Genomic DNA, 13,425 nt, shown 5'->3' with positions numbered 1-13,425 from the left:
AATGGATATCCGGTTGCACTCAGCCAGCTTTGCCCGGATGAAAACGGCATACTTCGCATGGATTATGACGATATGGAACGACAAATTAAAGAGAAACGTATTCATACGGCTCTGCTCTGTTCTCCGCACAACCCCAGTGGGCGTGTCTGGCAGCGATGGGAGTTGGAACAATATTGTATACAATCAAAAGCTGGCAGATCAACTGCGTATATATGAGTCAAAATGACACTATAACGACATGAATGTATTGTCTATGCACGCACTGATTGGTGCTTACAGTTCGGACGGACGAGTGTGGATGGAAGAACTGAAAAAGGTTCTTGAAAGCAATATCAATCTGGTATATAGCTTTTTTCAAAATGAGGTGCAGGGCGTATCACTTCGTAAGCCGGAAGGAACTTATGTGGTTGTACCGAATTTTGAAAACTGGTGTAAAGTCCACGGCAGGACTTTCGATGAATTGTTGCGTTCAGGAGTTGAAGTTGGTGTATTGTGGCGTGATGGACGGCAATTTCATATCCCTTATGGTATTCGTCTGGCACTGGGACTTCCGACACAAAAGTTAGAAGAAGTGTTGCATCGCCTGAAGCAATACGTTCTTTGAAAGGAAGAGAAGAATATGGTATACACGTGTAACTATAATTCACCGATAGGAAATATGTTGATGGCTGCGGATGAAATTGGACTTACAGGTCTGTGGTTTGAAGGACAGAAATATTTTGCCAATACACTTCCGGATGAGCATATTCCACAGGAGACAGAGATTCTCGCAGAGACAAAAAAATGGCTGGATGTATATTTCTCAGGAGAAGAACCGAAATTTACTCCACCGCTTCATCCGGAAGGTTCAACATTCAGACAGGCAGTGTGGCAGATTTTATTACAGATTCCATATGGACAGACGATCACATACGGAGAAATTGCCTGCAAATTGACTGAGATGAAAAACAGTTCACGTATGTCTGCACAGGCAGTCGGTGGTGCAGTTGGACACAACGAAATTTCCATTATCATTCCCTGTCATCGTGTAGTAGGCACAAATGGAAGCCTGACAGGATATGCAGGGGGGATCGATAAAAAAATTTCACTGCTGGAACTGGAACATGTGGATATGAGCAGTTTGTTTATTCCAAAGAAAGGAACTGCACTATAGGCGGCGTTTAAAATGAATCATAATGACACAGTCAGACAGTCATTCAAAAAACAGGCTGAAAAATTTGCAGCATATCATATGTCAAAAGCGGAATATACAGACTATCTGATTCGGAAAATCGCAGCAACAGGAGAAGAACATGCATTAGAAGTAGCTGCCGGAACCTGCATTTGTGGCAGGGCTCTGGCTCCTTATGTAAAGGATATCACCTGTCTGGACATGGCGGAAGAAATGCTGGCACAGGGAATAAGACTTGCCGCAGAAAGTCATATAAAAAATATTTACTTTCAAAGTGGTAATGCCGAAAAACTTCCATACGAATCCGAAGCCTTTGATCTGGTGATCACAAGACTTTCTTTCCATCATTTTGATAATCCGGAGAAACCTTTTCAGGAGATGAAACGTGTCTTGAAAAAAAGCGGAAAGCTGGTCGTCTGGGATATGGAAGCCGTCGAAGAAGATTTGCGGATAATGGATGATAAAATCGAGAAAATGCGTGATTCTTCACATACCAAAATCCTCAGCAGGGAAGAATTTGAAGAAATGTTTGAGAAAGATTTCACACTGCAATGCGAAGAAACTACACTGGTGCCGGTGAATCTAAAAAGATGGATGGAACTGACTGGTACTCCGGAAGACGTACAAAAAGAGATTATTGATTTGATGAAAAGTGATTTGGCAGGAGGAAGTAAAACTGGTTTTTCACCATACAATAAAGATTCACAAATTATGTTTGATCATAGATGGCTATTATTAATTGGTGTGAAAAAATAATGGTAATAGGAATAAGCAGGAAACTCCATTGAAGAGTTCCTGCTTTTCTCAAGATGACCTAATATTCAGATGCTATTTAAGGGCATATTTATAAATATAATGATATCTCTAAAGAATCTTCCGCATCTACCCACATCTGCATATTGCCATTCAGATATAATCGTGCATATTCAAGCGGTTCATCAATGGCAAGTGCATTTAATGCACAATCTGATCCGGGTGTAGTCTTTAAATTCTTTTCTGCTTCCCAGCAATCAATGCGGAGCATATAGCCTACATTGGTGTATACATCAATGTTGTTTCTGTGTGGATTGTATTCTGCAAATATCGTTCTCATCGTATCGAATCTCCTTATCATTCAATCAATCATCAGTTACAAAAATCAGAAGCATTTCAAACAGTTCACCATATCACTTTTATTTTGTGTTATACTGTTTTATATGATTTACTTGCCCTTGTATTTGCCCTTATCAGAGTTCGTAAACACTGATGGGACAATATAACACAAGGGAAACAATAAGGGAAAGCTCACCTGCGATAAATCCAGTGTTTTCAAGGCTTTGCGGAGAATTTAATAACAAAATATAACAGTTATTAAATCTCTTAAAACAGGTGAAATCTCAATTATAATTTTTACGTGACTTTTCCCAAAATGTTATATATGATAGAGATACTAAGTTCATTTCCGGACAGTTAGTAAAGAGGTGACGGCCGGTGGGAGGAACAGAAATGAAAATCCATATGATTCTGCTGATGGCTGGTTTCAGCAAGAGATTTGGTGAAAATAAACTGCTTTACAAGATAGACGGAAAACCTATGTACCGCTATATGGCAGAGGTTCTCTCAGCAGTGGCGGGGGAACAGGCGGGGACGGTTACTCTGACTGCGGTGACACAGCACGAGGCTGTGCGAAGCGGGCTGAAAGAAATGGGGATACCTGTGCTCTGGAATCCCCACAGTGAGCGGGGGATTTCCTCTTCCCTTCAGATTGGCCTGGATGCTTTGCAAAGAAAGGGGACGGATGGGGAGACAGTCTATTATGCATTTTTCGTGGGGGATCAGCCCTATCTTCAAAAGAAGAGTGTGGAGGATTTCTTTCAGGCATTTTCCTGCCAGGACAAGAGGATTGGGTGCATGTCCGCAGACGGGAGGCCGGGGAATCCCGTGATATTCCATGAAATGTATGCAGATGAGCTGATGAACCTCTCCGGCGATGTGGGAGGCAAACAGGTTATGAGAAGGCATCCCCGGGATATTTTCTATTACCCCATTGCCGATCCCCGGGAGCTGGAGGATGTGGATCAAAAAGAGGAGTCTGGCGATGAGAAGATGGATTAAGCTGTCAGGAGACACAGAGATGAAGGAACACAGAAGAGAACAGAAGAAAAAAGGGTTTACTTTAGTAGAAGTTATTGTTGTGCTTGTGATTATAGGAATCCTCATGGCTATTTTAATCCCGGCGCTCACCGGATACATAAGCAAAGCGAAGACGAGAAGCTGTGAGGTGCGCCGGAGCAGCATGCAGCGGTATTTTAAGGCTGCCTATGCGGGGGAGGATGCCCTGAGAGACTGCACAGATATTGTAGAGCTGAAGCAGGCGGCGGGGCAGGATATTCTGGGGTATATGGTGGAGCACGGGTACTGTGAGGAGGAAGACACAGAATGTCCGGTATATCATCAAAAATACGATATAGACTTTTTTGTAGAAGCAGATGGAAAGATGAATATAGACTTTATCTGTCCCTGTAATGAGACCTCCTTAGGCGGATATCTGGCGCTTGCCAAGAATTTTTATGATGGAAAACTGGCGGATGGAAGCAAATATAACGATAGGAAGGACCTGATCGAGGATCTTTACAATAAACGGGGATCTCTGCTGAAAGTGTCCTCTCAGTTTACCAAAGGCACTGCCTACGAGGGCGGAAAAGAGATGTACTGGAGGCCCTATTATCTGAACGACGGTACTATGGTCATGTATGCCACCAACGAGAATTCCGCTACCCACGCCCAGTGGAGGGGAGCTCTTATGTATGTAGACGGAAAGGTATATGAGCTGCCCGAGGGGGTAAAGGAGAAACCGTACGGCAAGTCTATCTCCTGGCTTAGCACTGTGGGGTCTTATGAGGAGGCAGACAAGATGCTGCAGGAGAAGGGGTATCAGTTAGTAAAGTAAATATGTGGTATAGCAGTTACTGCGAAAGCGGGGCCCGGCATTGGGAACAAGATTCAGACAATGCCGGGCCCCGCTTTCTGATTTACGTTTCGTGAAGCGCGGAAATATCGAATCCCTCTGCTCTGAGAAACGACAGAATATCCTCCTGGACGCTTACGTCTTCCAGCTTTGACGTGATGCTGAAATAGAAGGTATCCCGGTAGGAGCAGGCACACATTTGGAGCTTATCTGTGCTTGAGATTACTCCGAAACGGCGGATGTACGGCTCATAGGGTTTGGGCATTCTGACGGCGCTCATATTAGAAAATACAGCGGATACATTACCGCTTCCCAGGCCGGTTCCAAGCCGGATAAAGAAGTTTTTTATTCCCAGGGGGATGTATTGCAGCAGCAGGTTTTTTTCAATTCGCACATAATGGTTCATGCGGAAGGCCACCTGCTCCAGGAGCAGCTCCTCGGAAAAGCGTTTTTTTACATGCAGCAGTATATCCTCAAAGGAATCCTTTTTATGGAATCTATACTCAATTTCCATCCAGCCGAAAAAATTTGTCATGGATTTCGAGGGATAATAATTTCTCAGGTTAACCGGAATCATGACCACAACCGGCTTTTTCTTTTGGACTTCCGTCATTTTCCGGGAGAGTGCCTGAAGCAGTACCGCGGTCAGATACACCGTGATAGAAACCTGGCAGGCACGGCTTTGCTGCAGAAGCTGTTTGACAGAGACCGTATATTCCATAATTTTCATATCAGCCTGCGCTACCTTCCGCCCCTTCATCTGATAGGCACGGCTGCTTTTTCTGATTTGAACGGCGGTGCGGACAGGAGAATAGTAGCGTGAGAAGCTGTCCTCCTCCTGTTCTTCCTGTGTCCCTGCGCCCGCAGTCTCCTCCCCTTCGATCCCGTGCAGGAGCCGCAGATAAGCTTTCACAAGATCTGCCAAAAAGCAAAACGCCCCGGTGCCGTCTGTCAAAGCGTGAAACACCTCCAGATGAATACTGTCCAGGTTGTAGGTAACCTGATAGAGAAGATTATCCCGGCCGGGCGAATACATGGCGCTGCAGGGCACTCCCTTCTCCTTCTTAATCACAGGACGGATACTGCTTGGCTCAAAATAATACCAGAAGTATCCTCTTTTTAATCTGCATTGGAACAGAGGATACTTCAAAATTACTTGCTCTAACGCTTTTTGCAGGACCCGGGGCTGAACGGGCTCGTTCAGGCTGCAGTACACCCGGAACACCCTGCTGTCCTTCTTCCCGGCTGCTGCGGGAAATGCAAGTGCCGCATTGTCAAGTTTTCTTCGTATTCTCTTGGGGGGATACATTCGCTACGCCTCCTTTAAAAACTGATTGATAATCTCTAAGCTTTCCTGCACATACAGATATTTTATGCCAAGAGCAAAATATCCATGCAGGGCATGTTCGATTCTTTTGACCGTAACCTCATTTCCGGCTTCCTTCAGTTTTCGCCCGAACTCTTCCCCCTCATCTCTGAGGGGATCGTATTGAGCGGTAAGAATCAGGGTGCGGGGAAGATCTTCCAGATGCTCTGAGAGAAGGGGGGCAAAATAGGGGCTGTTCCGATCCTCCGCGCTGCTCTGGTACAGATTCATATATTCCTCCATCTTAACCGCAGTGAGGAGATAATCCCGGCCGTTCTCCCGTACGGAGGGGAAGGGGGAGGTCTCAGTATAGTCGTTCCACAATGCGGGATAGATTAAAATCTGCTGTCGGGGCCAAAAAGCGTTCCGGTCCCTGGCCAGAAGCGTAAGGGCGGCAGTCAGACTGCCGCCGGCGCTGTCTCCCATAAGCGTGATATTCTCCGGTCTTACCCCTTTTAGATATTGGCCGGAAAATAAGACCTCGGCAACTGCGTACCCGTCCATCAGGGCAGTGGGGAAACGGTGCTCCGGGGCCTTCCGGTATTCCACGGAGAGTACCAGCTGATTCGTGGACTGGGCCATGCGGGAACATATGCGGTCATAAGTTTCTACGCTTTCTGTGACCCACCCACCCCCGTGGAAAAATAAAAGCACCTTTCCGCTGTACTGAAATACCAGCTCTTCCTCCAGCATTTTCTGGGTGGGGAAGTAAATCCGTACCGGAACCTCATGGGTTCCGTTCATAATATGTACGTCCAGCTTCCTGGCGAAGATACGCATAGGATCCAGCTTCTTGAGCTCGGCAAGCCGTCTCTCAGCCTGTACATCCAGAGGGCCGTAGGAAAGTGCCTTCAGTATTTTTTTCACTGCATAATTCATAAGTATTTTTCTCCATATCTTATCTGTGCGGAAAATAGTCTCAGTCGATGAATGGAATATCTCCCGGTATCTGGTCTTCCTGAAGCAGTACCTGGAAGGCTGTGAGCGGTCTGGTATATCCGATAAAATCCAGAAAAGCCTCCTTTTCCAGAATCAGAAGAGGTTTTATATGTCTCTTGCGGATAAACTGCAGCAGTGCCTCAGCCGCATCCTCGTAGGCTGAGTTGTTCTCAAAATCAGAATTCTGATGGTTCAGACAGAGGTAGGTACCGGCCGGAAGAACCCTGGAGGGCATGGGAGGGTCCTGAGCCACGGAATTAATATCCAGGAAAATCTCTGTCCGAACCAGTTCCTGGTAGGGGAACCCGCAGGAAAAAAGGGATCCGGACTGATAAGTGGTGACCTGATTTTCCCGGGCAATTTCCTGGTACAGCCCCTGAAAACGGCTGACAGCCTCGCTGGAGGATGGCGGACAGGTACAGGGGACGCTCAGGATCTTCCTCTCTTCCATGGGCCGGAGGTAAAAACCATCCAGATTCCGTATTTTTTCAATGGAAGAAATATGGGCCTGAAACATTCTAAGCTTCAGCACATCCCTCTGGAGAGAGACCAGTTTTTCCTCCATAGCGGTCTGCAGGGTTTCAAATGCCTCATTCCAGGCAGGTAGTTCTGAGTGTTCAAACAGAAACTTAATCTCTGCCACCGAGACATTGAGTCTGCGCAGATACAGTATCATCTCTACCTGAAACAGCTGTTCCGAGCTGTAGTACCGGTATCCGGTTTCAGGATCTACATAGGCGGGCTTCAGCAGTCCTACCCGGTCATAGAAGCGAAGGGCTTTGATGGTCACATGTTTGATTTTTGCTATTTCTCCGATTTTATAATATTTTTTCATAAATTTTAACTTCCTATTGACTCTCCCCTTAGGGGATATTGTAACATAAAATTACTAAATATTAAAGGTAAAAATGCATTTTTTTAGACAAGTAGCACAATTGCGCGCAAAAAGTAGAAAGGGAGAATAAAATGGAAAAAATTGTATTGCAACTGCAAAGATGTAAAGGCTGTTACAACTGCATACGTGCGTGTCCCAAAGGCGCAATCTCAAAATCGGGCACAAGCAACAAAAAAGGGTATGAAGTGATCCAGGTGGATCAGGAGAAATGCATTGCCTGTGCAACCTGCTATACCGTCTGTCCCGACTATGTATTTGAAGTATGTAAACCGGAAAAAGGAGCGTAAGGAGGAATATGCAAACTATGGAAAAAGGGTTAATGAAGGGAAATGAAGCCCTGGCAGAGGCTATGGTCCGTGCGGGCTGCCGTTTTTTCAGCGGCTATCCCATTACACCTCAGAATGAGATTCTGGAATATTTAAGCTGGCGGATGAAGGAAGCGGGAGGCGCTTTTGTACAGTCAGAATCAGAACTGGCAGCGATCAATATGGTTCTGGGCGCTGCCTCCGCGGGCGCCAGGGCGATGACCTCATCCTCCGGTCCCGGATTTTCACTGCTTCAGGAGGGCATCTCCTATCTTATCGCAGGGGATATCCCGGCAGTCATCGTAGACGTGGCCCGGTTCGGAAGCGGGATCGGAGAAATCAGCCAGGGACAGTGTGACTATAAGCTGGTCACCAGAGGCAACGGCCACGGAGACTCTCATCTTCTGGTGCTGGCACCGGCATCGGTACAGGAGAGCGTGGACCTGATGATGGAAGCCTTTCCTTTGGCAGAGAAATACAGGCATCCGGTGATTATCTTATCCGATGCCGCCATCGGGCAGATGGTAGAGCCAGTCAGCTTTCCGCCTATGGAGGAGGTTGACATCGACCGGGATGACTGGACGGTGAAAGGCTGCAAGGGCGATGACGAGTCTAAAAAAATAACGAATGTGTTCTATTATATGGATGACTATAATTCGTTTCTGCGGGACAAATACCAGAGAATGACGGAGAATGAACAGCGTTACGAGGCGATCCATGTGGAGGATGCCCAGCTGGTGCTGGTGGCATATGGAATCAGTGCCAGAGTATGCAAGGAGGCGGTGCGAAAGGCCAGAAGCCAGGGAGTTCCCCTGGGACTGATACGGCCCATCTCCATCTATCCCTATCCGAAAAAAGCATTCGCAGAGCTCTCCGGGGAATGCAAAGCACTGATGACCGTGGAGATGAGCATTACCGGACAGATGGCGGAGGACGTGAAGCTTGCTGTGGACTGCAGATATCCGGTATACACATACGGAACCGGAATCAAGGTTCCTAAGAGCGCGGATGTAGTGAAGTATGCCGTTGAAATATTAGAAGGCAAGATGGATAAGGAGGTATTTTAGATGGTTATTAAGGCACCGGAACGGATTACATATACAGACGGCCATTCCTTCTGTCCTGGCTGCGGCCACGGGATTGCTATCCGTCTGATCGGCGAAGCTCTTCAGGAGCTTGCTTTAGAGGAACAGGTCATTATTTCCCTGGATGTGGCCTGCGGCGGAATGCCCATTGATGTGTGGCGCTACGATACCATAGAGGCAGCCCACGGAAGACCGGTGGCAACTGCAGTGGGAGTAAAGATGGCAAGACCCTCCCAGCCGGTGATTGCCTATCTGGGGGACGGGGCGGCATATTCCATCGGTATCGCGGAAACCCTTCATTCAGCCAGAAGAAATGACAACATTACAGTCATTGTGCTGAACAACTGTGTCTTCGGCATGACCGGGGGCCAGATGTCCCCCACTTCTCTGCAGGGGCAGGTTACCAGCTCCTCCATCCATGGGAAAAGCATGAAAGAAGGAGGAGCCACCATGGATGTGGTCAGGATGCTGAAGGATATGGATATCTCGTATCTGGCAAGAGCAGCTCTCTGCGATGCGGGGAATATTAAGAAGGCCAGGAAATATATTAGTAAAGCATTGGAAAAGCAGATGAACGGGGAAGGATACAGCTTTATCGAGCTTCTCTCCCCCTGTCCCACCAACTGGAATATGGATCCCGGTGTGGCTGCTGCATATATCAAAGAAACGATTCTGCCGGTATTCCCGACAGGGGAATTTATAGGATAAGAAAGGAGGAGCATATGACTACAGAAATTATTTGTGCTGGTTTCGGCGGCCAGGGAGTGCTGACCACAGGGCTGATACTGGCTCAGGCGGCATACCAAAAGGGCTGCAGGCTGACCTGGTATCCCTCCTACGGCGCGGAGATGCGTGGGGGAACCGCTAACTGCAATGTGAAAATCAGCGATGAAGAAATCGGGAACCCATACTGCAGCGAGCTGGATCTTTTGATTGCAATGAATGAACCTTCCCTGGATCGGTTTGAAGATATGCTGAAGCCCGGAGGAGTCCTCTATTATAACTCCGATATGGTAGACCCCGGCCGCAGCTTCAGGGAGGATATCCAGGCCATTCCCGTGGCGGCCAATCAACTGGCTGCAGAGGCAGAGAATCCCAAGGGAGCAAACATCGCCGTCCTGGGGGCGCTGGCCAGAAGAGAGAAGCTCTTTACCAGGGAGGAACTGGAGGAGGCCATGTGCGGCTTCTTCGAGAAAAAGGGAAAAGGAAAGTACAATGAGAAAAATAAAGCGGCATATCGTGCCGGGTATGAGGCAGTATAGAGAGGGGGAAACTATGTGGACTTAAACCGGCTCCTGCGCCCGAAAAAAATAGCAATTGTCGGAGCGACAGAAAAAGAAACTATGGCAGGATTCGCCAGCAGAATGTTTATTGAACAGTGCGGCAAACGCCGTGAGGACCTGTATCTGGTCAGTCTGAAAAATGAAACAGTATTCGGGATCCCCTGTTACCATACCTTGAGTGAACTGCCGGGAACCATCGATCTGGCGGTGCTCTGCACCCCCAAACAGACAGTCGCCGGTCTTTTAGAGGAAGCGGCCCAAAAGGGGGCAAAAGGTGCTGTTGTATTTGCCAGCGGATATGGGGAAACCGGGAAAGAAGAAGATAAAAAGCTGGAAGAGGAGCTGATCGCCCAGTGCCGGAGACTGGATCTGGCCCTAATGGGCCCAAACTGCGCCGGATTTCTGAATTTTGTGGACCGGGTATTCGCTTTTGGATTCCTCTTTCATGCCAGGGAATCCGCCGGCAGGGTAGGTCTGGTATCCCAGAGCGGGCAGGTCTGTATGGCTTTGATGGAGAGCGAGAAGACCAGCTTCTCCTACGTTATCTCTGCGGGGAACTGTAAAATTGTAAATATTGAGGATTATCTGGAATTTTTGGTGGATGACGAAGATACCCGGGTGGTGGCGGCCTATGTTGAGGGGATTCAGAATCCGGAGAAATTCGCCGCAGTGCTGAAAAAAGCCGCAGAAAAGAAAAAACCTGTGGTGGTGCTGAAAGCCGGGCGGTCGGAAAAGGGCAGCAGAGCGGCAGCTTCCCACACTGGAAACCTCAGCGGTTCCGATAAAAATGTAGATGCATTTTTCCGCAAATTCGGCGTCATCCGGGTGGATGACCTGGAGGAACTGCTCTCTGTCTGTACCGCTATTGCAACTCTGCCGGTGCTTCCCAGAAGCAATAAGCTGGCCTTTGTCAATATATCCGGAGGCGAAACTACCATCTCCGCGGACGCGGGATATCTTCACGGGCTGAAGCTGCCGGACTTTTCCCCGGAGACAGCAGAGAAACTGCGGGAAGTCCTCCCAGCCTTTGCCACAGCCCAGAATCCAATGGATCTCACCGGAGGCTCCAACGGGGATACCTTTGAACGGGTGGCTGATATTGTGCTGGAGGATCCGGGCATTGAGATGCTTATCACCTCCCTGCAGATCACTAAAAAGATTTCAGATATCACCATCTATGATTTCCTGAACGGTCTGATCCGGCACTGTGAGAAGGAACAGAAAAAGCCTGTGGCCGTGGTGCCGTTAATTGAGTCCAGCAGAGAGGAAGAGGTGCTGGAACGTCTGCGGGCCGTAGGGGTACCCATTCTCCCTCCGCCCCACTATGGATACCGGGTCATAAAAAAACTGCTGGATTACACAGACTATCTGGAGACCATGGAAAACCGGACGCTCTCTATTGTAACTAAAACAGAGGTCTGCGGGAAGGAACCGGTAAAAACTGCCCTGTCAGAGCATGAGTCAAAGCTGCTGTTTCAGAAATTCGGGATTCCCTGTCCACCTGAGGAAATAGCAGAGACAGAGGAAGAGGCGGTGCAGGCTGCGGCTGTCATCGGCTATCCGGTGGTGCTGAAGATAGAATCCGGGGATATTCTCCATAAATCAGAAGCGGGAGGCGTGATAGTAGGGATTGCCTGCGAAGAAGAGGTGAGAACTGCGTACCGCAAAATCCTGGAAAACGGGAGGAAGTATAATCCTCAGGCCTTGATCCACGGGGTTCTGGTTCAGAAAATGCTGGAACCGGGCCTGGAGGCCATTGTAGGGGTAACCTGTGACCCTCAGCTTGGACCCATGATTCTCACGGGCCTGGGAGGTATCTTTACCGAGGTATTCCAGGACGCCGCCCTCTATCCCGCCCCTCTGAATCAATGGGAGGCCAGGGAGATGATACTCTCGCTAAAGGGCAGCAAGCTGTTTCGCGGCTACAGAGGGAAACCGCCCCTTGACACAGAGGCTCTGGCCCGGGTGCTGGTACAGGTAAGCAATCTGGCTGCAGAATATAAGGATACCCTGGTGGAAATGGATATTAACCCTGTATTTGTATACCCCGAAAAAGAGGGGGTCAGTGCCGCCGACGGACTGGTGGTATTGAGAGGAAAACCATAACAAAAGCAACGGGAAGGCGCAGTGCGCGAAAGGAGGAATGGGATGGAACAGAAAAAAGGTCTTGGCGGATGGGTGATGGCAGCATTAATGATCGCAGGACTATGTTATGCCGCATCATACTCCCTGCCTTATATAAAAGGTGTATTTTATGGCCCCATGATGGAGGCTACAGGCGCTTCCAACACGCAGCTGGGGCTGATCATGTCCGTGTACGGATTCGGAAATATTGTGTTCAACCTCATCGGCGGATTTGTGACAGATAAACTGGATTACAAAAAATGTATCGTTGTGTCTCTGCTGGGGACCACAATCTTGAGTGTCTGGCTGGCGCTGGCTCCGTCGGTAATTAATATGTATATTATCTGGGGGCTGTTCGGACTGACCACATTCTTTGTGTTTAACCCCGCAATATTTAAAATGCCTCGTATGATTGTTCCGGATGAGCTGGTAGGAGAATCCATCGGATTTTTTTCCTTTGCCCAGTCCATCAGCTATATGATCATTAATTTTGCCTCTCTGTATGTGTATAACCTGTCTGAGAACAAGGTCAGCCAGGCGACGGCATTTTCCAGGGTGGTGTGGACCTATGCGGCGTTTACCCTGGTTGCAGCTTTGGGCTGTATGCTGGTGTTCAAAAAAGTCAAGGATGTGAAAAAAGAGGGAGAAGAGGAAGATAAGTTCACCTTCAGCCAGCTGCTGCTGGTGATGAAGGAGCCGGGGCTCTGGATGATGATTATCTGCGGATTCTGCCTGTACTCCACCACTCTTACCGCATCGTATTTTGTTCCTTATTTTCATGATGTATTCGGAGTTGCCATTACCTTCGCAGGCGTGCTGGGTGTTCTGAATATGTATGGGGGCAGACTCTTCAGCCCTATTTTGGGCAAAATTGCAACGAAGACAAAGTATGTATCCCGGATGGTAGTGTTCGGGGCAGTCTTCCTGATTACCCTGTTTGTGCTGGTACTGCTTTTTGCGGCGTATGTGCCGGTGGGAGTTCTTGTGGCCGTATCCCTGGGAACAGGCGTGCTCTCTACGCTCTTTACCAACATCTGTCTGGCCATGACGCCGGAGGCTAATGTGGCCAGAAATGCAAGCGGGACGGCTATGGGGCTGTATGCAGCCATCGCCTACGCACCGGACCTGTTCCAGCACACTTTGTTCGGACACTGGCTGGATAAGTACGGAAATACGGGATACGTGTATATGTTTATATTTACCCTGGTACTCCTGGCGGCAGGGGGAATCAGTGCCTTCCTGCTGTATAAGAAGAGCAGGAGAGAAAATGTGTTTGGTGATGCCCCTAAGAAAGCAGAGGCATAAGGAAT

General features: G+C 48.3%; 15 protein-coding genes. 11 read left to right on the top strand and 4 right to left on the bottom strand.

Annotated elements, in window-relative coordinates; all coding sequences use genetic code 11:
- Positions 1-298 precede the first annotated feature (298 nt).
- The 3 genes from BUA56_RS02015 to BUA56_RS02005 are packed head-to-tail and all read left to right on the top strand — an operon-like array spanning position 299 to position 1,927.
- Positions 299-604 carry a PLP-dependent aminotransferase family protein gene (locus BUA56_RS02015; protein ID WP_072848572.1) on the top strand — a complete coding sequence of 102 codons (306 nt, stop codon included), beginning with the start codon at positions 299-301 and terminating at the stop codon, positions 602-604.
- Positions 605-619: 15 nt separating this feature from the next.
- Complete coding sequence (locus BUA56_RS02010) at positions 620-1,153, top strand: methylated-DNA--[protein]-cysteine S-methyltransferase (RefSeq protein WP_072848571.1); 534 nt, start codon at positions 620-622, stop codon at positions 1,151-1,153.
- A 12-nt stretch (positions 1,154-1,165) separates the two neighbouring features.
- Positions 1,166-1,927, top strand: a complete 762-nt coding sequence (locus tag BUA56_RS02005; RefSeq protein ID WP_072848570.1) for a class I SAM-dependent methyltransferase — start codon at positions 1,166-1,168, stop codon at positions 1,925-1,927.
- Positions 1,928-2,015: 88 nt separating this feature from the next.
- Here the strand turns inward: BUA56_RS02005 and BUA56_RS02000 are convergent, their stop codons facing one another.
- Positions 2,016-2,285: a DUF6061 family protein gene (locus tag BUA56_RS02000; protein ID WP_479724291.1), complete on the bottom strand. Its 270-nt coding sequence runs from the start codon at positions 2,283-2,285 to the stop codon at positions 2,016-2,018.
- 371 nt (positions 2,286-2,656) lie between these two features.
- On the opposite strand from BUA56_RS02000, the gene BUA56_RS01995 reads away from it, so the two are divergent.
- Complete coding sequence (locus BUA56_RS01995; protein WP_072848568.1) at positions 2,657-3,265, top strand: nucleotidyltransferase family protein; 609 nt, start codon at positions 2,657-2,659, stop codon at positions 3,263-3,265.
- Positions 3,249-4,100, top strand: coding sequence for a prepilin-type N-terminal cleavage/methylation domain-containing protein (locus BUA56_RS22530; RefSeq protein WP_158640966.1), 852 nt, complete (start codon positions 3,249-3,251; stop codon positions 4,098-4,100). Before BUA56_RS01995 ends, BUA56_RS22530 begins: the two co-directional genes overlap by 17 nt.
- Positions 4,101-4,182: 82 nt before the next feature.
- On the opposite strand, the gene BUA56_RS01985 is transcribed toward BUA56_RS22530, so the two are convergent.
- The 3 genes from BUA56_RS01985 to BUA56_RS01975 are packed head-to-tail and all read right to left on the bottom strand — an operon-like array spanning position 4,183 to position 7,258.
- Positions 4,183-5,427: a hypothetical protein gene (locus BUA56_RS01985; protein ID WP_072848567.1), complete on the bottom strand. Its 1,245-nt coding sequence runs from the start codon at positions 5,425-5,427 to the stop codon at positions 4,183-4,185.
- A 3-nt stretch (positions 5,428-5,430) separates the two neighbouring features.
- Positions 5,431-6,363 carry an alpha/beta hydrolase gene (locus BUA56_RS01980; protein ID WP_072848566.1) on the bottom strand — a complete coding sequence of 311 codons (933 nt, stop codon included), beginning with the start codon at positions 6,361-6,363 and terminating at the stop codon, positions 5,431-5,433.
- Between the two features lie 40 nt (positions 6,364-6,403).
- Positions 6,404-7,258 carry a MerR family transcriptional regulator gene (locus tag BUA56_RS01975; protein ID WP_072848565.1) on the bottom strand — a complete coding sequence of 285 codons (855 nt, stop codon included), beginning with the start codon at positions 7,256-7,258 and terminating at the stop codon, positions 6,404-6,406.
- A gap of 131 nt (positions 7,259-7,389) precedes the next feature.
- Here BUA56_RS01975 and BUA56_RS01970 point away from each other — a divergent pair, with 131 nt between their 5' ends.
- From BUA56_RS01970 to BUA56_RS01945, 6 genes are read left to right on the top strand one after another with little or no spacing between them, the layout of a single operon-like run.
- On the top strand, positions 7,390-7,605 hold the full coding sequence (locus BUA56_RS01970; protein ID WP_072848564.1) for a 4Fe-4S dicluster domain-containing protein: 216 nt from the start codon (positions 7,390-7,392) through the stop codon (positions 7,603-7,605).
- A gap of 17 nt (positions 7,606-7,622) precedes the next feature.
- Positions 7,623-8,690: a 3-methyl-2-oxobutanoate dehydrogenase subunit VorB gene (vorB, locus tag BUA56_RS01965; protein WP_072848563.1), complete on the top strand. Its 1,068-nt coding sequence runs from the start codon at positions 7,623-7,625 to the stop codon at positions 8,688-8,690.
- The gene (locus tag BUA56_RS01960) at positions 8,691-9,416 is read left to right on the top strand and encodes a thiamine pyrophosphate-dependent enzyme (protein WP_072848562.1); all 726 of its coding nucleotides are present in this window, start codon (positions 8,691-8,693) and stop codon (positions 9,414-9,416) included.
- A 14-nt stretch (positions 9,417-9,430) separates the two neighbouring features.
- Positions 9,431-9,970 (top strand): 2-oxoacid:acceptor oxidoreductase family protein, encoded by a 540-nt coding sequence (locus tag BUA56_RS01955; protein WP_072848561.1) that lies wholly within the window; start codon positions 9,431-9,433, stop codon positions 9,968-9,970.
- A gap of 15 nt (positions 9,971-9,985) precedes the next feature.
- Complete coding sequence (locus BUA56_RS01950) at positions 9,986-12,097, top strand: acetate--CoA ligase family protein (protein WP_072848560.1); 2,112 nt, start codon at positions 9,986-9,988, stop codon at positions 12,095-12,097.
- A 42-nt stretch (positions 12,098-12,139) separates the two neighbouring features.
- Positions 12,140-13,420 (top strand): MFS transporter, encoded by a 1,281-nt coding sequence (locus BUA56_RS01945; RefSeq protein ID WP_072848559.1) that lies wholly within the window; start codon positions 12,140-12,142, stop codon positions 13,418-13,420.
- Positions 13,421-13,425: the final 5 nt, after the last annotated feature.

This window comes from Lactonifactor longoviformis DSM 17459, assembly GCF_900129135.1.
GTDB lineage: Bacteria > Bacillota > Clostridia > Lachnospirales > Lachnospiraceae > Lactonifactor > Lactonifactor longoviformis.
The sequence above is the reverse complement of the archived record's forward strand: the minus strand, read 5'-3'. Positions and strand labels throughout refer to the sequence as shown.